General features: G+C 41.0%; 16 protein-coding genes. 5 read left to right on the plus strand and 11 right to left on the minus strand.

The window, feature by feature from the left end; translation table 11 throughout:
* Positions 1 to 15: 15 nt before the first annotated feature.
* Positions 16 to 1,347, minus strand: coding sequence for a P-loop NTPase fold protein (locus GJB62_RS14495; protein WP_114086114.1), 1,332 nt, complete (start codon positions 1,345 to 1,347; stop codon positions 16 to 18).
* A 702-nt stretch (positions 1,348 to 2,049) separates the two neighbouring features.
* Here GJB62_RS14495 and GJB62_RS14500 point away from each other — a divergent pair.
* From GJB62_RS14500 to ftsZ, 3 genes are all read left to right on the plus strand, one after another.
* Positions 2,050 to 2,904: an FtsQ-type POTRA domain-containing protein gene (locus GJB62_RS14500; protein ID WP_114086113.1), complete on the plus strand. Its 855-nt coding sequence runs from the start codon at positions 2,050 to 2,052 to the stop codon at positions 2,902 to 2,904.
* A gap of 553 nt (positions 2,905 to 3,457) precedes the next feature.
* Positions 3,458 to 3,748 (plus strand): hypothetical protein, encoded by a 291-nt coding sequence (locus tag GJB62_RS14505; RefSeq protein ID WP_242060700.1) that lies wholly within the window; start codon positions 3,458 to 3,460, stop codon positions 3,746 to 3,748.
* A 54-nt stretch (positions 3,749 to 3,802) separates the two neighbouring features.
* The gene (gene ftsZ / locus GJB62_RS14510; protein WP_114086112.1) at positions 3,803 to 5,125 is read left to right on the plus strand and encodes a cell division protein FtsZ; all 1,323 of its coding nucleotides are present in this window, start codon (positions 3,803 to 3,805) and stop codon (positions 5,123 to 5,125) included.
* Between the two features lie 602 nt (positions 5,126 to 5,727).
* On the opposite strand, the gene gshB is transcribed toward ftsZ, so the two are convergent.
* From gshB to crtW, 6 genes are all read right to left on the minus strand, one after another.
* Entirely contained in the window at positions 5,728 to 6,693 is a 966-nt protein-coding gene (gene gshB / locus GJB62_RS14515) for a glutathione synthase (protein WP_114086111.1), read from the minus strand.
* A 212-nt stretch (positions 6,694 to 6,905) separates the two neighbouring features.
* On the minus strand, positions 6,906 to 7,169 hold the full coding sequence (gene grxC, locus GJB62_RS14520; RefSeq protein ID WP_114086110.1) for a glutaredoxin 3: 264 nt from the start codon (positions 7,167 to 7,169) through the stop codon (positions 6,906 to 6,908).
* A gap of 373 nt (positions 7,170 to 7,542) precedes the next feature.
* On the minus strand, positions 7,543 to 8,364 hold the full coding sequence (locus GJB62_RS14525; protein ID WP_245246170.1) for an XDD4 family exosortase-dependent surface protein: 822 nt from the start codon (positions 8,362 to 8,364) through the stop codon (positions 7,543 to 7,545).
* Positions 8,365 to 9,368: 1,004 nt separating this feature from the next.
* Positions 9,369 to 11,114, minus strand: coding sequence for a GTPase HflX (gene hflX, locus GJB62_RS14530; protein ID WP_114086108.1), 1,746 nt, complete (start codon positions 11,112 to 11,114; stop codon positions 9,369 to 9,371).
* Positions 11,115 to 11,270: 156 nt separating this feature from the next.
* Positions 11,271 to 12,242 (minus strand): 7,8-didemethyl-8-hydroxy-5-deazariboflavin synthase subunit CofG, encoded by a 972-nt coding sequence (gene cofG / locus GJB62_RS14535; RefSeq protein ID WP_114086107.1) that lies wholly within the window; start codon positions 12,240 to 12,242, stop codon positions 11,271 to 11,273.
* Positions 12,243 to 12,441: 199 nt separating this feature from the next.
* A complete protein-coding gene (crtW, locus tag GJB62_RS14540) occupies positions 12,442 to 13,203 on the minus strand; it encodes a beta-carotene ketolase CrtW (RefSeq protein WP_114086106.1) in 762 nt (253 codons plus the stop codon).
* An 835-nt stretch (positions 13,204 to 14,038) separates the two neighbouring features.
* On the opposite strand from crtW, the gene GJB62_RS14545 reads away from it, so the two are divergent.
* Positions 14,039 to 14,857, plus strand: a complete 819-nt coding sequence (locus GJB62_RS14545) for an SDR family oxidoreductase (protein ID WP_114086105.1) — start codon at positions 14,039 to 14,041, stop codon at positions 14,855 to 14,857.
* Between the two features lie 26 nt (positions 14,858 to 14,883).
* Here the strand turns inward: GJB62_RS14545 and GJB62_RS14550 are convergent, their stop codons facing one another.
* The 4 genes from GJB62_RS14550 to GJB62_RS14565 form a co-directional block, all read right to left on the minus strand.
* A complete protein-coding gene (locus tag GJB62_RS14550; protein WP_114086104.1) occupies positions 14,884 to 15,333 on the minus strand; it encodes an SRPBCC family protein in 450 nt (149 codons plus the stop codon).
* Positions 15,334 to 15,352: 19 nt separating this feature from the next.
* Positions 15,353 to 15,541: a CPXCG motif-containing cysteine-rich protein gene (locus tag GJB62_RS14555; protein WP_012411100.1), complete on the minus strand. Its 189-nt coding sequence runs from the start codon at positions 15,539 to 15,541 to the stop codon at positions 15,353 to 15,355.
* A gap of 90 nt (positions 15,542 to 15,631) precedes the next feature.
* Positions 15,632 to 17,287 (minus strand): radical SAM protein, encoded by a 1,656-nt coding sequence (locus tag GJB62_RS14560; RefSeq protein WP_114086103.1) that lies wholly within the window; start codon positions 17,285 to 17,287, stop codon positions 15,632 to 15,634.
* A gap of 256 nt (positions 17,288 to 17,543) precedes the next feature.
* On the minus strand, positions 17,544 to 17,741 hold the full coding sequence (locus tag GJB62_RS14565; RefSeq protein WP_234711156.1) for a SemiSWEET transporter: 198 nt from the start codon (positions 17,739 to 17,741) through the stop codon (positions 17,544 to 17,546).
* Here GJB62_RS14565 and GJB62_RS37475 point away from each other — a divergent pair.
* The gene (locus GJB62_RS37475) at positions 17,668 to 17,859 is read left to right on the plus strand and encodes a hypothetical protein (protein ID WP_245246217.1); all 192 of its coding nucleotides are present in this window, start codon (positions 17,668 to 17,670) and stop codon (positions 17,857 to 17,859) included. The two genes, GJB62_RS14565 and GJB62_RS37475, sit on opposite strands and share 74 nt — an antisense overlap.
* The last annotated feature ends 19 nt before the right edge of the window (positions 17,860 to 17,878 follow it).

Genomic DNA, 17,878 nt, shown 5'->3' on the forward strand with positions numbered 1-17,878 from the left:
ACTGACCCAGCACTATTACTTGTTTTGTTGCCAAGCTAAAACTTTTTCTGTTTCTGCTAGGGCTGGACTGATGCCAAACCAGCGCCCCAGAGGGTCACGATATTCGAACAAATACATACTTCGTAATAAGCTTTGATAGTCAGACTCACCCTTAACTCTCTGTTGTTGCACTACTTCAAACAATAATTCCCACTGGGATTCATCAATAGCTAATAGCAGATCGTCTCGGTAGTCTTTAATCACAGCTTCTAAGCATTCTCTAGAAAAAGGTGGATCTTGTCGTTGCAGGCAGCTATAAAGTAAACCCAATAAGTTACGAATGTGGCCACCGCTAACGCGACATATCCGATCCAAGGTTTGGGAATGATCGAATAATTCTGTAATTAATAAAAGCCTTTCATTCAAAGAAACTTCTGGAAAAGCTCTTGCTAAGACTAACTGGCGTACTAGTGACATTCCTGGTTCGTAATCACTGCCATCTCTTTGCCGCACTAACACCATCGGCAGTACTTTTGGTGCAATACCTCCCCCCAGGCGATTTTTTAGTGTTTCATACTCATTGGAGAAAATTAGTGTTAGGGGAATTGTGTAAACTAGATGGCATTTGAGTCGGCGTAGCTGTTCGCCTCGGTCGATAAAGAGATATTCTGGTTGCGATCGCCCCGATGCTAAGGGACGCATATCGACTCGATCCAAATTATCTACGATCACTACCAGTCCTTTTTGACCCCGCAGCTTTAACTGTTCAATAGCCCTTTCTAAAATTTCTTCGTTAATCGCTTGCAAAATACTATTGGTACGTGGTTCCAAATATTGCCTCAGTTGATTCCGCATCTGAGTGCTATCTTTGGTTTTGGCGGTAATTTTGGCAATACCCAAGGATAATTCTGCTTGTCCAGAAAGCTCTATGGGGCTTTGTAGAAAATCGCCTACTTCTTTAAACAAATTGGTAAAGTAACCACCTTTGAGTTTGATGTTAATGCCTTCTAAACTGGCACTGACTTGACGGGCTACACTCAGCAAAATATCGCTGATATCAATATCCGCCATGTCTAAGTCTTGACTGGACTCAAAATAAACCACATGAAATCCTGCCAGTTCTAGTTCTGTTTTGAGGCGCTGCAATTCCGTTGATTTACCGCAGCCAATGTGACCCGTAAATAACTGACAGGTTGGCTCATCAGGAGAAATCCGAACTATAGTCCGTTGCAATTCTTCGACAATCTTACAACCACGGACATCAGCAAAATCTATGTAATACTGGCGATCTAGCACGTTGCTTATATTAAGCGTGTAGCTTGGATTACATGCTTTATAAAAACGTGACAAATTGAATGTCGTTTTCATGTATGTATAGGTGTATGTAGACGCGTGTGTAGATGCAGTTAACTCGTATTTTTTATACAAACAATCTCTAACTTTGATGTAGGCACACAATTAATTCGCAAGTTGGTAGTGTCTTGCAAAAGACAGCACTTATTACAGGATCACTGTCAGTATCTGTCAGTAGTATGATAGAGATTTAATTGACCCTAATAACCTTAAACATATCTGTCCTTTTTACACCTACTATTGAGGTTTTGACAATCTCATAGCTTTTCTTTAACCTGACACAAACCTTGATGACGGAGTTAATCAGTAAAAAAAGCTACTCGATTATATTATTCCCTGTTTGTATAGTTGATGAGACATGACTAGTATGAATTATAGCAATCTATACAGAGACAAAGGAAGACTTATTTATCACTTCACATTCTATTTGTCAATAAAACAAAATCAGAAATATTTAAATTAAGATTTTGTAATCTTTAAAGAAAAAATGTTTTATGTCCCTTGTCAAAAAGACAACAGTGAGTTAAGAATGGACACCGGAAACTTTAATAGGAAAGATGACTAGAGACTACGTTCGTTGTGTACTTACTGTAAAGTGTTACTAAAAATAAAAAAAGTCTTGAGGAGAGCGGCTAACAGATGCCGACAGTGTTTACTGAAATTAATAATGATACAAGCGCGTCAAGGAATTTGGATTGTAACCAGAAAGGGGTTTGAATGGCTGGCATAATATCAGTTTCCCGCACGGATCTTGCCCAGCGTCGTAAAAAATTACGTCGGCGACGGCAGATGAGAATTATTCAAGCTATTTGGCGAACCTTTGCCATTACCGGTTTGGCGGGTGGATTGCTGTGGGTAGCAGTTCAACCAGTATGGGTGTTAAAAACTCCCAAACAAGTAGTGATGAAATCAGGCAATCAATTACTGTCAGATGAGACAACTCAATCCCTATTAGTGCTATCTTACCCCCAATCTTTGTGGCGGATTGAACCAGCAGCGATCGCAAACTCTTTGAAAAAACAACCAACTATTGCTCAAGCGATCGTCAGACGTCGCCTGTTTCCTCCCGGATTAAACATCGAAATCCAAGAACGAGTCCCTGTCGCAATGACTCAAACAGCAAGTGGGGCAAATCAGGGTACTGGCAATAAAAAAGTCACAATCGGCTTACTAGATGCAAGTGGTGCCTGGATACCTTTAGAAAAATACACATCACTGAATCCCACTAGGAAATTACCCAATCTCAGAGTAATTGGATCGCCCAAACAATACTGTCTCAACTGGGCTCAAATTCATCAAGCTATCAGCCAAAGTACTGTGAAAGTAGTGGAAATTGATTGCCAAAATCCAGCGAATTTAATTTTGAAAACAGAACTAGGAAATGTGCATCTTGGCGTTCCAGGTACTCTGTTGTCTGAACAAATTAAGGTACTCGCCCAAATGCGTCATTTATCAGCGAAACTCGATTCTGGTCAAATAGAGTATATTGATCTGAAAAATCCCGATTTTCCCTTAGTACAAATGAACCAAAAAGACCAAAAATTAACTCCCAAAAACCCTAAAAATATCTAGCGTGTTTAATGTATTGATAGCTCTTAGTAAATTAAGAAGCTTTATGCTGATAAATATATTTATTATTTTCAGTTTTCCAGCAACTGCGCGAAAATCGGCATTAACTTCTAATTAAAATGAGAAGATCAATCATGAAATCTCTCTTGTGAGTAAAACACTCTCAAATTGTTACCCTAACATTAGGGTGCAAGATGTCTGACAATATAACTTTGGTCTGTTGAGGATACTTCCAAAGACAGTTTACTGAAGTTTACATCTGTAACTTAAAGTACTACCAAAGGTTGCGTAAAGGCTACTTTTGGGCAATCAGTTTGGACTATTCTGTACCATATTTCTTAATTGGGTTACGAAACCTCCAGGGAAATCTTGATTTGTTGACCACACTAGTGAGGGTTCTCGTAAGATAGACTATTGCTCCAACAAAGTGTCCATTAAGACTCCCCAAACAACAAATTAATCAGGTATAGTCTGACAAGTAAATTCTTGCTTACTTCAACCTTAAGAATAAGTAAGTATCAGGTAAATTTTGTGTCTAAAGTTGCAATTATCCCCAATGGTGAAACCTATTAACAATATTATTGAGGCAGATAAGATGCGCTGTAGTGTGTCTTTAGAAGTTATGTTCTCCGATGAGAAGAATGAAGAGATTAATGTCTGGTTGAAGTTATACAGGTCACTTTTGGATAAATATAGGTATACTTCTCTAGAATTGGCTGTGCGATCGGCTGCATTAAAAGCTGATCTCATAGCAAATTTTCATACCGCCAATTCTGTTAGGCTTGGCAGTAGTGAAAACAATAAAGAACAGTGCCATAGTATTGTGGCAGTGTCAAACTATAGTTGACTCTTAAGTGAATAGCACCTGGAAAAGTCGTTTATCTACCCTCTCACAAATCCAATGACACTTGATAATAACCAAGGACTCACCTATAAAAATTCCCAATCACCGGGACAGCCTGGGTTTTCTCTGGCAGTTAACTCGACCAATCCCTTTAATAACTCTGGGATGAACTTCGGACAAAATCACGATAATAAGAAAATTTTTACGGAAAATAGCCGCATTGGGGAAATTGTTCCTGGTCGGGTTGCCAACATCAAAGTGATTGGTGTCGGTGGCGGCGGTGGCAATGCCGTTAACCGCATGATCGAATCTGATGTCTCTGGTGTAGAGTTTTGGTCAATCAATACTGATGCCCAAGCTTTAACTCTGGCAGGCGCTCCCAGTAGATTGCAAATTGGACAAAAGCTAACGCGGGGCTTAGGAGCAGGTGGTAATCCTGCAATTGGTCAAAAGGCAGCTGAGGAATCACGAGACGAAATTGCTACAGCTTTAGAGGGTGCAGACCTAGTATTTATCACCGCTGGTATGGGCGGTGGTACTGGAACAGGTGCAGCCCCAATCGTGGCAGAAGTAGCCAAAGAAATGGGCGCTCTCACTGTTGGTGTAGTCACACGTCCATTCGTTTTTGAGGGTCGCCGCCGCACCAGCCAAGCGGAACAAGGGATTGAAGGACTAAAAAGTAGAGTAGATACACTGATCATTATTCCCAACAACAAATTGCTGGAAGTGATCCCCGAACAAACACCTGTGCAAGAAGCTTTTCGCTATGCAGATGATGTGTTGCGTCAAGGGGTACAAGGTATTTCTGATATCATAACGATTCCCGGTTTGGTAAATGTTGACTTTGCTGATGTCCGGGCTGTGATGGCAGATGCGGGATCGGCATTGATGGGTATTGGCGTTAGTTCTGGAAAATCTAGAGCCAGAGAAGCTGCGATCGCAGCTATTTCTTCACCATTACTAGAATGTTCTATTGAAGGTGCTAGAGGAGTTGTCTTTAATATTACAGGTGGTACTGATCTTACTTTACATGAAGTGAATGCAGCCGCAGAAGCAATCTATGAAGTAGTTGATCCCAACGCCAATATTATTTTTGGGGCTGTAATTGATGACAGACTCCAAGGTGAGGTCAGAATTACTGTAATTGCCACCGGGTTTACAGGTGAAGTGCAAGCTGCGGTACAACAAAGCGTAGCTAGCGTTCGAGTAGCACCTAATACCTCCAAGCGACCAACAACACAACAACCCGCAGTTAATCCCCCAACCTCAACTCCAAGTTCAACTCCAACTCCAACTCCAACTCCAACTCCAGAACCAAAAGAAAAACCTGGATTGGATATACCTGACTTCTTGAGAAACCGACAAAGACCACGGAATTAAAAGATTTTGGATTTGAGATTTTAGATTAAATTAGCAGTCTCAGGTTAGGCTGAGTGCTGTATAAAATCTGTTAGTTTCAGGGTTTACCAAAAGCAGGGATAAGCAATCCGTTGCCATCCCTAATTTTGCTAATTGGTAAAGAAATTTGTTAAAGCTACTTAATAAGATTAACTTGGGCAGGGTTCTACTGGCTCCCATGTCTAGCTTTGCTTTTGGAACCAATAAATCAGAAGACCTGGCCAACTAGAAATGTTTAAATGTAGCCCGTCGTACCCGGATTTCTCACGCATAGTGTAGGCAGAGGGAGAAGAGGAGTGTGGGGAGTGTGGGGGGTAAGACTTCTTCCCCATCCTCCCACACTTCCCACACCCCTTGGATTTCTCACTTGTGAGAAATCCAGGCGTAGACATTGCTACACCTACCACCGTGATTTATTAAACTTACTATTCTGTATAAACAAAGCTGCGTGGGTGAGTTGCCCACGCAAGCACCCGAAGTAATTCTATTTTTTAGTAGTAGATAAGACTTTGACTTAACTCTAGTTCAGTGGCTTCAAATCAGCAGGGGATTTGACCCCTGCTGATTTACTCTTCCTGCCTCCTTCAATTCAATGACTGTTCAATCCATTGAATAACCTGATAACCAAGGTGAGTACCATCTAGACGATCAATTTCACGAATTCCCGTAGGACTGGTGACGTTAACTTCAGTTAAGTAGCCACCAATAATATCTATACCCACAAAAATTAAACCGTCTTGGCGTAAGCGTTCGGCTACTTGGGTACAAATTTCATGTTCTCTTGGGGTAATTTCAGTTTGAGCGACTGTACCACCAGTTGCCATATTATTGCGAAAGTCACTTCCGCTAGAGAGGCGATTGAGCGCACCAATCGGTTCGCCATTGAGCAGGATAATGCGTTTATCTCCTTCTTTTGCCTCCGGTAGATAGGTTTGTACCATTACTGGAACTCGACCTTGGAGGGTACTGAGTTCGACAATAGAGTTAAAATTGCGATCGCTAGATTGCAAAAATAAAATTCCTTCCCCGGCTTTGTTTCCTAGTGGTTTGAGAACAGTTGCCCCCTTTGCTTCAACAAATTGCCGAATAAACTGCTTATCAGCACTGACAATCGTTTCTGGAATCGCTTTGGTAAACTGGAGGGCATACATTTTTTCATTTGCCCCTCGAATGCCGCTAGGACTGTTAATCAGCAGAGTTTTATTTTGGTCAACATAATCCAGAATGTACGTGGCATAGAGGTAAGAATCATTGACAGGTGGATCTGTCCGCATAAATACGGCATCCATTGTCTCTAAAGAAGTTAAGGAGGAATCACTTAATTTATACCAAGGATTCGCCGCTATCCAGCGTCTCTCCACCAACTGTACTGGTACAAGTTCAACTCGCTGTAGGACAGCCCAAGCTTTGCCCTCCACCACACTCAGCAGATTTGCTTGAGTTACCCAAACTTCGTGTCCCAGGATTTGCGCTGCTTCGATCAGGGCAATGCTGGTATCATGACACGGGTCAAGCAGATGGATCGGATCAATGATAAAAGCCAGTTTCACCCTTTATACCTCAATCACCAAGAAATTAAATGGTTGTTCAATTATTATCTCTTGATGATCTTACTAATTGATGTACATCTGTACTGCTGAGTAGGAACTGGAGGGTAAAATCTTGTGGACAGATACTTTTGCGAGAAAAATTTCGTAAACAGAGTTGTAGTGACTGCCGTGTAATTTGCAGTGGCTTGTCGCTAGTGCAATATCTTCTAGACTTACACGGAAGTTAGTAGCTCATCTAGCTTGCCTTGACTGTCTAAAGCGTGGATGTCATCACAACCACCAATATGGTCATCATTGATGAAAATTTGCGGTAAAGAGCGCCTTCCATTTGCCCTTTGAGCCATTTTATTTCTGGCTGCCTCATCTCCGTCAATGCTGTATTCTGTAAATTCAACACCCTTACTCTTCAGCAAACTTTTGGCACGGATACAAAACGGGCAAGTCCTCCAAGTGTAAATTTCTACTTTTGCAGCCATAATGTCCTCAACTTGATTTAATACTTTTTAATTTTAGAACGTTGCAACTGGCTGTAGGTGTTCTATGCCGTTTTGACTTTACTTTCAGAAGTGTCTAACTAAATTCAGTTATTGGTTTCGCTGAGTTCCTTTGATATCTGCTACATTTAGTGAGCGTTTTGTGCAGAACTATGCAAAACGAAAAATCGTTGAAAAGCCTAGAAACAATGTAAGCTTTGCAACGATTTATCATTATTAGCCTATTTACACCATGTTGTACTTAATCAATTTTTACAGAATATAGGGTATGCACACTTGATTTTCTAAAAAAACAGTATTTCCTTTTATGGAAGTATCTGGTGTTTCTCGGTGCTGACAGCTAGAAAACTGTCACTTAGGCTACTACTAAAGATTTTTTCCTCACCACTTTCAATGCACCCACTGCAAACAAACCAAGGGCGGCTGTTGTCCCAGGTTCAGGTACTTTTTTAGGTGGAGGAGGCGGAGGACTATAATAACTCCCTTGTGCTTTTATAATGCTAGGCTCACTTAAAGCGGTGCCATATTGGAAGCGAACACTGCCAATTTTGCTTATATCAAAGTTAGTGGGTAGTCCTGACAAAACGAACGTGGCCGAATTGTCAACAAAACTTCCCCCTTTGATTGCTGGATTTGCATTAGCATTGTAGCCGTCAATAATGCCGTAATTAAATTGCTGCTGTCCACCAAGACCTTGAAAAATACCTAAGCCGGCAGTACCTAAACCATAGTCTTGGGTTACTCCATTAGTAAGTCCTGCGGAATTGGTAGTAGATGCAAATGCCCATTCTTTGCCATTAGTAGGAGTATTGAGAAGATTTACATTATTTGTAGTGGTAGAGGGGTTGTTTTGAGTGACCGTTGCAGCTGTTGCTGAAATTAACGATAAGTTTAAGGGAGATCCAGCATAGTCCCAAAAGACTGATGTAAGAACATCAGAAGGGACTGAAACATTTTTCATGTTCGTCAGAGTCACTGTCAACTTACCTGGATTGAGTAAGTCATCAAAGACAACTGATGATGCCAGAGCATTCTTTGATGCTGAGTTAGTTCCTGTGACTGAGAAAGTCATAGAGGCTGCATCTGCTTGGGACATCTGTGACACTGTCACCACAGCTAATGCTGATATACAACAGACTGCATAACCCGCTATTTTCTTGGAATATGGTTGAGACACTCGATTGAAACTCCTTTTCTTTTTATTGAGGATATTTAAAACCTCTCAAAATAACTCTTTTATGGAAGTTACCAAAGTCTAAATTTACACAAACAAATACCAACTGTCTACGTTATTTGTCGAGGTTAGCTAAAAATTTAAATTTGGAATTATCAATATATTTTTTATGAATTGATGGAGATTTTCAGTATTTACACTTGATATATTTTTTTAAATTATAATTTTCTATATTCACGCTGAATAATCAATATTTGGTTTCTCGATGTTATTACTTAATCAACAGATTTTCAGGAGATATTGATTATTCTATGAGGAAGATTTGTATGTTGGATAGAGCGCAGCGTTGACCTATAGAAAACCAGCCTACACTAGGTATCTCACGCCAATCTACACAAGTAGATGTTTTAATCTTTCACTAAGTATATGAGCTAAATTAAATCTAGGACTCCTATTTGATGCTTGAAAACATACTGAGGATGAAAAGCCAGCTTTATCAGGGTTTTATTGAAAATATTGTTCAAAATCAGATTTAATTTTTGAAAAAACTCACTAAAACTCAAAAAGGCTTTTTCCCTACTTGCTACTCCTCACTCCCTGCCTAGCTCGCTTGCGCTAAGCGCACCACGCAAGTTAGTATGGCTACGCCACGCTGCACGAACGAAAATCAGACAGGAGTCATAAGACCATTGTACTGGTGTCAATACGCTTGCGTTAAGCAAAGAGCAACCCAACAAATGCCCGGAAATGTTGGTTTTCGTTCCTCCACCCAACCTACGCAGTTTAAGTTTTTTGGCGCTAACTGAACCGTATTGGTACTGGTGTGGCAATGCTAAAATGATGCTTTAAAAACATGTAGAGAATTAAAGTTTAAAAGCATAATTCAACTTTTCTACTCTTCCTTATCAAAATGCAATAAATAAGGGAAAGCAATTTATCGCCTTCCCCAAAGTTAAATATTCACGACACTAATATAAAGTGCTAACACTGAATTAGTTACTCAACATTTACCTACTGTCAACGGCATATTCAATTAGTTGAGCAAGGCGGTGACGTAGGGTTTCTAATCCCAAGCGCTGACTCGCTGAAATAAATACCGCTAGGGGAAATTCTTCTCTAGCTAAAGCTAGTGTCTCACTATTTGCTTGATCGATCTTGTTAAAAATAACTAGCGCCGGACCAGGAGTTATGGGCATTTGCGCTAAGATTTCTCTGACTGAGCGAATATGACGCAACCAAGCTGGGTGAGACAAATCCACCAAGTGCAGTAGTGCATCAGCTTCTGTGACTTCCTCCAAGGTGGCGCGGAAGGCATCCATTAATGATGCAGGCAGTTCGTGTATGAACCCTACTGTATCTGTAATTAGAATTTCCTGATGTTCATTGGTTTCGCCATAAGGAATCACCAGGCGGCGGGTGGTAGGATCGAGAGTGGCAAATAGTTGGTCGGCTGTATAAACTTCTGCATTTGTGAGAGCGTTTAACAGTGTAGACTTACCAGCGTTAGTATATCCAACCAAAGCTACTGAGGGAATTTCTCGATGCTGCCTTCGTTGCCGTAACCGCGAACGATGGGCTTGCAACTGAGTTACTTCTTTTTGGAGTCGGGAAATGCGCTGCCCAATGGCACGGCGTTCAGTTTCCAGTTTGGTTTCACCAGGGCCACGAGTCCCAATACCACCACCCAATCTGGACATGGTGCGACCTCTACCAGCCAGTCGCGGTTGCATGTATTCTAACTGTGCTAGTTCTACTTGCAACTTACCGGCACGGGACTGAGCGCGTTGAGCAAAGATATCCAAAATTACTTCGGTGCGGTCAACTACCCGGATACCAATTTGCAATTCTAAGTTGCGGACTTGGGAGGGGGAGAGGTCGCGGTCAAAGACGACAAGATTAACTCCTAGTGTTTGGGCTGTTAGGGCAATTTCTTGCACCTTACCTTCGCCAACTACTGTTTGGGGATGAACGCGCGATCGCTTTTGTTGTATTGTCTGTAATACATCTCCCCCAGCAGTATCAACTAAACGCGCCAATTCTACTAGAGTATCTTGGAATTGTAGGGGAGTTGTCTCACTGGTCATCAGCCCCACAATTAGCACGCGATCGTGGTCAGCATGTACTTCCTGGGCAATAAATTCTCGCTGGAATTCTGCTTCCAGATTTTCTACCAAGTCTACTAAATCCTGGTCTGCCAAATCATCCAAACCCATAGGTGGCGATATATTCCAACTTGGGGTTTGAATTTGGTTATCCTCTACTTTAAAAGCAGCAGGACTAGTAATCAGGGTGCGAGACTCTTGGGGTATTAGATGAGCTAGATAAGCTTCTTTTACATACCCAGTTGCACCGCCTCCCCGCCGTGTAAATCCGGTTCCGGTAATGTTTAGGACAACTAGGGCATCTAATCGTTGCAGGGCCATAGCCGTGAGTGCCGCTTCATTTGGCGGTTCTGGCTTCAGATGGGTGGCAATACAACGAATACCACTGAGTCGTTCTGCACCGTAACGGGGCAATTCCATCGGTGGTATTTGCGTTTGACGCGGTGTGCCTACCCCGACGCGAATCACTTGTCCGCGACGGTTGATGTAGGCGCACACAGGCTGATTGACTTCTGCGCTAATTGCTGCCAGACGCTGGGAAAACTCAGGCGTGGTGATGCGATCGCCTGGTATACGCTGGTGATACAGCCGCTGTAGTTGCTTCAGCTGGCTGGACTTTAAACCTTGGAGATTTCCGTAGATAGTTTCTATAGGCGTTTATGACCAGTAAATGGCCCCCCAAATCCTTCTTATGTCTATTTTACAACAGGGTTTAGGCTGTTATCTATATCTTCTGGGGGACGCATTCGGAATTTGTCGCCTATAGTCTTGATTTGAACCTATTTTGGTGGTATAGGTCTAGCAATGTTAAACCAATAACATAGCACTCCGCGATCGCTTCACTGCCGTTTGTAATTCTGCCGATAGCCAGCTATCAAATTGCGGATAAACTGGCGATCGCGGCACTAATTCCCACCCAGCAGGTTGTAAAATATTTCTCAAAGCCTCTTCCTGAATATGGGGATAATCGGGATTCACTTCATCTTTTGGCCCAATTCCGCCTAAATCTCGCGCACCAGCTTCGATACAAGCGAGTAACCAGGAGTTATCCTTAACTAAATTCGGTGGAATTTGAATAGTAATATCTGGCGATAAAATCTTACGTGCTTTAGCAATTACTTCTGGTAATTGATGAGGATTAAAAGGAGGTGCATCAAAAGTTTGCTGATTTCCTGGACTATGAGGTTGCAGGATAACTTCTTGAATATGATGGTAACTTTGGTGCAAGTTAGATATAGCTTCTAAAGTTTCCCACCAATCATCAGAGGTTTCTCCAATTCCTAAGAGTAAGCCAGTTGTAAAGGGAATTTGCAACTCTCCCGCCCATTGCAATTGTTGTAAACGAACTTCTGGCAATTTACTCGGTGCGTGCCGATGTACATTATTTAACAATGTTGGCGTTAACTGTTCCAACATCAGCCCCATCGAAACATTTACACGCTTGAGTTTTTGCATTTCCTCAAAACTCAATGGCCCGACATTGGTGTGTGGTAAAAACTCCATTGAAAATGCTAATTTGCACAAATCATAAATTCGCTCGAACCACGCCTCACGCCTTGACGAATGAGGATGCACTTCACCACTGAGTATGAGGATTTCGCAGACTTTTTCACTTTGAAGTGATTTTAAAATACTTCCTGCATCTGAAAGACTCATCCAGGGACTTTTACCAGGTTCACTACGAAAGTTGCAGTAACTACACCGATTAAAGCATTCGTAAGTCGGAACGATTGTATAAGCAGGGCTATAGGTGACAAGACGAGAATTATTAATTGGCATAATTAGGATAATCTCAAAGAATGCCTTGTTCAAGCTATGTGTAGCAATTCTATCTGAGTTGTGAGAATTACTTTTTTAATGAACCACAGAGGCGCAGAGAACACAGAGAGAAGAATCAATAGAAATTTAAAAAAATAATTTGGTAATGCTAGAGATTACCGTGTTATTCTTGTTGCCAAGATATTTAGATAAACAACAACTATTTTGTTTTATAAATTTCTGGTAACTGCCACCAAGGAACATGGGGAGACTCATGATGTTCTTCGTGATAGCCGAAATGATAGCACGTGATAAATGACCACCAAATTGGACGGTTAATTGTTTGTGAATGATGAGGCTCAATATAACCTCCTATGGGTTCACTATGGGGTAGAAAAGTACCAAAATAAAATAATTGGAATGAACTTAAAACTGAAGGGATCACCCAAAAGTAAGTTAAATTAGCAGTAGGTATATGGAGGACGTGATTATTAAAGTGATAGATAATAGTCAAGGCAATGATTTGTCCCCAACTCCAGTAACCCTTCATAAAATGAAAATACCACGCGAAGAAATTTTTGTGTTTACCATTGTGAAAATCTGGGTCTATTTGGCTGGCTGGATGGTGGTGGTGTATCCAATGTTTTTTTAATAATTTTTTATATGGTAAAAGACCATATAAAGATAAGGTTAATGTCCCAATGAAATGATTAATTTTGGTGTTCTGGGGAAAGACTACCCCATGCATAGCATCATGAGATGTAATAAATAATCCTGTATATAAGAATGTTTGCCAAAGTATACTAGGCAATAGCATCCAAAATGTTAACTTGGAGATGTCAAGGGAAAGTAATAAACTCAGGCTAATGACCCATGTAGCAACAATGATCGTAGCAATGAAAATTGCCTTGAACTGAGATTTATTTTTCCCTAATGGGGTCAATTTTGTTTGATGACTGGGTGGTTGCTCTAATTGAATCACGCTTTTACTCCGCCTAGTATTCAGATGAAAATTCCTAAAATATAGTCACGATAAAAAGCACTAACTACCATCAAGAAAACTCTATTAGTGGTCAGTGTTTTGAATTGGACAGTGCGAATAGTCTAATAATATGTACAAACATTAAGATACTTTAACTATTATTACACAAGCAACTGCTATTCTAAAAACTGTTTTCGCTTGAAAGCTTGAGTGATATGAGCGACGACAGTGTTCAACCTGGTATCTGCAATAACCAGGGTCTTCTCTTTGCTCCTTTGCAATCAGTCTGTAACAAAAACAGTCAGATTAATGGGGAGTAGAGGAAATGAGTACCGATGCATACTGCACTCGGCTGTAGCTGTTGCCAAAGTAGGTAAGCTAGAAAACGGATAATACTTAGGTGGTCGTTCCAAATTTCAGGGTGAGGGGTCAGCACAAGTTCAGCAGCATTGCGGTTTTTGGTATTGATATGAGGTTTTAGTTTTATCACTAAGATAAAGTGCAATTATTAAGTTACCTTAAGGAGCCAATTACATTCTTCATATTACTTAACTTACCCATTTAACGCTATCTATCTCTAGTTTCAAAGTAAATGCAATTCTAAAGAATGAGATTTTAAGGAGGTTGAGAAAATATTTATCTAACAAAAGAGCAATAATAGCTTTTATTAGCCTATAGATCAGAGGTATTTTTACCAAACAACTGCTATTGAAAACTTGTAATCTCACTAAAAACCTATTTTGGATACAATCAAAAATCCAACGAAAGTTAGAAGGTTTCTGGAGTGTTATTATCCAGACTAATAAATAGTAAATAGGTTTTTTAAACTTAAAGTATGGCTCCTACGGTACTAATTACAGGTGCTTCTGAAGGCATTGGCAAAGCAACGGCTCTTTTATTTGCGCGGCAAGGATATGATTTGGTACTTGCAGCTCGTCATGCTGAGCGCTTGGAAGCCTTAGCGCAGGAGGTGCAAAGCATTGGCCGTCCAGCACCATTAACGGTTACTTGCGATGTCACTGACTCATCTCAGGTAAGCGCATTAGTACAAAAAGCATTAGAAAATTATGGCTATATCGACGTGCTGATAAACAATGCGGGCATCTTTGCATCGGGGCCAGTAGAACAATTCTCTCTCGATGATTGGCATCAAATTATAGACACTAATTTATGGGGATATATCCACACTATTAATGCCCTTCTGCCTCATTTCCTTCAGCGTCGAAGTGGAACTATAGTTAATTTAAGTTCCATTGGTGGTAAGGTACCAAGTGCTTACTTGGTTCCCTATTGTACTAGTAAGTTTGGTGTGACAGGGTTGACGGAATCGTTACAAATAGAATTACAGCCAAAAGGTATTCATGTTTGTGGGATTTATCCGAATTTAATTAAGAGTACTTTAATGGAACGGGCAGTTTTTCGAGGCAAGGATGAACAAGATACTCATACTCGTCGTGGACAGCTTGAGAATGTGCTGAAAAATCCGGTGGTGGAGAAGCCTGAAGATGTAGCAAATGCTATTTGGGATGCAGTCAAGAATAAGAAGTCAGAAGTGATGGTTGGTTCGGCGAATTTCTCACAAGCTTTGTATCGCTTGTTTCCTGGGTTGATAAAGTGGGTTTCGCGGCAAGGGTTGAAGAATCAAGATAATTAATTTTTGCTACCAAACAAAATATTTTGCTATCGTGACTCACATTCTCGTTTGGTTACATAATGGCGATAGCGAAACATTGCTTCTAGTTGCACTTGCACTAACCAACCACTAACAAATTCAACTGTTTCTCCACCAGGCATGGAGAAGGAAATAGCATCAGTCAGCCTAGTTTTGCCAGCTTCCGGTTCAAATTCATGTCGATGTACCCAAGACTCGAAGGGGCCAGATATCTGTTCGTCGGTAAACAGGCGATATTTTTCGCATTCAGTATGACGCGCTAGCCAAGTTAATGGTAATGGGCCGAGAAACAGGCGAAATTCTGTGATAGCGCCCACGTTCAGTCCCCCTTCACGACGAACCACTTGGACTGGCTGCCAAGGTGGATTCAGCATTTGCAAAATATCTGGCCTTTCGTGAAATTTCCAAACTACTTCTGGTGGCGCATCAATGACTGAGGAATGTTTAAAGTGCAGCATGGAAAGAAAAACCTAAAATTCAACTTTCTGATTCTGTATCAATCTCGATATCTAGGGTATCTTCGTCAACCCGGACATACAAAATATTTGGGTTACAGCAAACTTGACAATCTTCTACATAAGATTGCTGTCCTCCAGCACTCAAATCAATAAAAGTTAAGTTCGGTTCGCCGCAATAGGCGCAGTAATACTCAGCTGTGTTTTGCATGAAGTTTTTAGGATTGGGAATTGGGAATTGGGCATTGGGCATTGGGAATTGGATAATAAATTTCCATTCCTAGTCCTCAGTCCCCAATTCCTAGTCTCTAGTCCCCAGTAGTGGCTGTAGTTCTTTTGGAGATGGGTTGATATAACTCTGAGCATCAGCCAAATGCTTTAGTAGTGTAGACTGTGGCAGAGGCCCTTGCAAGTGGTTCCAAGGTAATACTTGTTCTGTAGACCAATCAGCGTGGACGTAGAAATCTAAGTCAGGGATTTGTCCTTTAAGTTGTTTGAAAGCACGTTTGTAGCTACCCAAGGAGTCGCCAAAGTCACGAGTCAGCTGAAGAAGTTGGGATAGTCTGCGATCGCCTCTTGATAACAAAGCTTGTATAATCGACCAATTATAGCTTTCTGGGCGAAACTCTATTCCCTGCGGTTTTAGCTGTTTTTGCAAAAACTGCAACCGCTTTTCTGCTTGACGATTTACCCCAAACCATTGAAATGGCGTGTGCGCTTTGGGTACAAAGGTGCTGCATCCAAATGTTAGGCGTAATCCTGGTGCAGCTTTTTTGATATTACGCATCATCGTCACTGTTTGGTCTAAATCCTCTGCTTCTTCACCAGGAATTCCTGCCATTCCGTAGAGTTTCAAGCTTTTTAATCCGCCAGCTTTGGCATTTATCGCAGCTTGGATAATTTCGTCGTTATGCAGCTTTTTGTTGACGATTTGCCGAATTTTCTCAGAACCACTTTCTACTGCAATGGTAAGCGATCGCGTGTCTCGTTTTGCTAATGTTTCTGCTAACTGGACTGTTACAGTATTAGTTCGCACTGAGGCAATACTGAGACGGACATCATCGTACTTTGGCTGACTTATATAATCTAGCAAAGCTTCAAACTCTGGATGCTGAGTTACAGAAGCCCCCAATAATCCTAGCCGATTTGTGACTTCTAAGCCTTTTGCGATCGCAGGAATTAAGGAATCTTCCAGACTGGCTGTTCTAAAAGGCAGTGTGAGATAACTCGCCAAACAAAAGCGGCACATTTCTGGACAACTTCTCACCACTTCCACCATGTAAATATTTTCCCATGCGGCTTTTTCGGTGACTACAGTCGAAGCCGATAGAGTATTTCCTCGATAAGTCTGCTTTTGCACCACTGCGGGAATTTCTGGAGAAATTGGTTTAATTGACTTTATTGCACCATCTTTTGTGTGGTATTCGACTTCATACAAACTGGGAATATAAATTCCTGGGATTTGTGCAAGTCTTTTGAGTTGAGTTTGTCTTGAAGCATTTCTTACTTCTTTGTACGCCTCAATAAAATTTCCCAGTAAATTTTCGCCATCACCCAGTAAAATTACGTCAAAAAAATCTGCAAAAGGTTCTGGGTTAGCTGTGAGAACAGGGCCACCACCAAAAATTATCGGATGAGAATCATCACGAGAAGTTGCTTGAATAGGAATTTCTAAAGATTCCAGCAAATTTAAAATATTCACATAATCCAGTTCCCAGGAAATCGAAAATCCCACAATTTCTGGCGTTCTGGGGAGTTGTTCGTGAGTATCTGTAAACAGGCGACTCACCTGCACATCATCACGCATTGCCAAGGTTGCCCAAACTACCTGATAGCCAAGGCTAGTGATACCTACGCTATATTCATTGGGAAAGGCGAAAATTATGGGGATAGCGTTGGTGTCTGGGGTAGTGGGGGTGAAAAGGAGGCGTTCAGAGTCAAATACAGATGATGTCACAGGCGTTTTTTAGGGGGTTTGAATAATGCAGTCTCATAGAATTCACGCCTACAGAAGCAAAACTCACCTTTATGGGTTTCGTTTGAGTCCGCACAGGCTGACGAGAGTTTGTGTAAGTAGGTTGGCGCAATTAAAGCTAACTGGCAAGGGCTGTCATTTGTCCTTTGTCATTGGTCATTAGTAAGGACTTTAAGACTATTTACGTTTCATAACATAATTTGGTTTATTTCTACCAACTTACTTAGCTAGGGGTTCTTTATCTATATTTAATTTTAAGCCATAGAATTATCAAGTTAAAAAGCAATGTCACGCTATTAGCAAGAATAATTGGTAAAGATTGTAGATATATTCCATAAATTAACCACAAAAAAATACCAGTTATGAATGTAATCAGCGTTAAAAAAGAAACATCTTTGGCTGATTTTGTTTGCCATGTTTTAAACATCTGTGGCAAAAAAGAAATTGTGGTTATTGTGGCAGCCGCTAATCCTAGAATTGTCAAAAAATCCATTGCGATACAAACCTATAAATTGAAGAATTCAGAAGTCAGAATTCAGAATGAAGACGCTTGATGACTCGCTTGCCGTCGGC

It is taken from the genome of Nostoc sp. ATCC 53789 (genome assembly GCF_009873495.1).
Classification (GTDB): domain Bacteria; phylum Cyanobacteriota; class Cyanobacteriia; order Cyanobacteriales; family Nostocaceae; genus Nostoc; species Nostoc muscorum_A.

Bases quoted from the DNA above. Each gene is read 5' to 3' on its own strand.
- GJB62_RS14495 (WP_114086114.1), bottom strand. From the start codon at position 1,347: ATGAAAACGACATTCAATTTGTCACGTTTTTATAAAGCATGTAATCCA.
- GJB62_RS14500 (WP_114086113.1), top strand. From the start codon at position 2,050: ATGGCTGGCATAATATCAGTTTCCCGCACGGATCTTGCCCAGCGTCGT.
- GJB62_RS14505 (WP_242060700.1), top strand. From the start codon at position 3,458: ATGGTGAAACCTATTAACAATATTATTGAGGCAGATAAGATGCGCTGT.
- ftsZ (WP_114086112.1), top strand. From the start codon at position 3,803: ATGACACTTGATAATAACCAAGGACTCACCTATAAAAATTCCCAATCA.
- grxC (WP_114086110.1), bottom strand. From the start codon at position 7,169: ATGGCTGCAAAAGTAGAAATTTACACTTGGAGGACTTGCCCGTTTTGT.
- cofG (WP_114086107.1), bottom strand. From the start codon at position 12,242: ATGCCAATTAATAATTCTCGTCTTGTCACCTATAGCCCTGCTTATACA.
- GJB62_RS14545 (WP_114086105.1), top strand. From the start codon at position 14,039: ATGGCTCCTACGGTACTAATTACAGGTGCTTCTGAAGGCATTGGCAAA.
- GJB62_RS14550 (WP_114086104.1), bottom strand. From the start codon at position 15,333: ATGCTGCACTTTAAACATTCCTCAGTCATTGATGCGCCACCAGAAGTA.
- GJB62_RS14555 (WP_012411100.1), bottom strand. From the start codon at position 15,541: ATGCAAAACACAGCTGAGTATTACTGCGCCTATTGCGGCGAACCGAAC.
- GJB62_RS37475 (WP_245246217.1), top strand. From the start codon at position 17,668: ATGAATGTAATCAGCGTTAAAAAAGAAACATCTTTGGCTGATTTTGTT.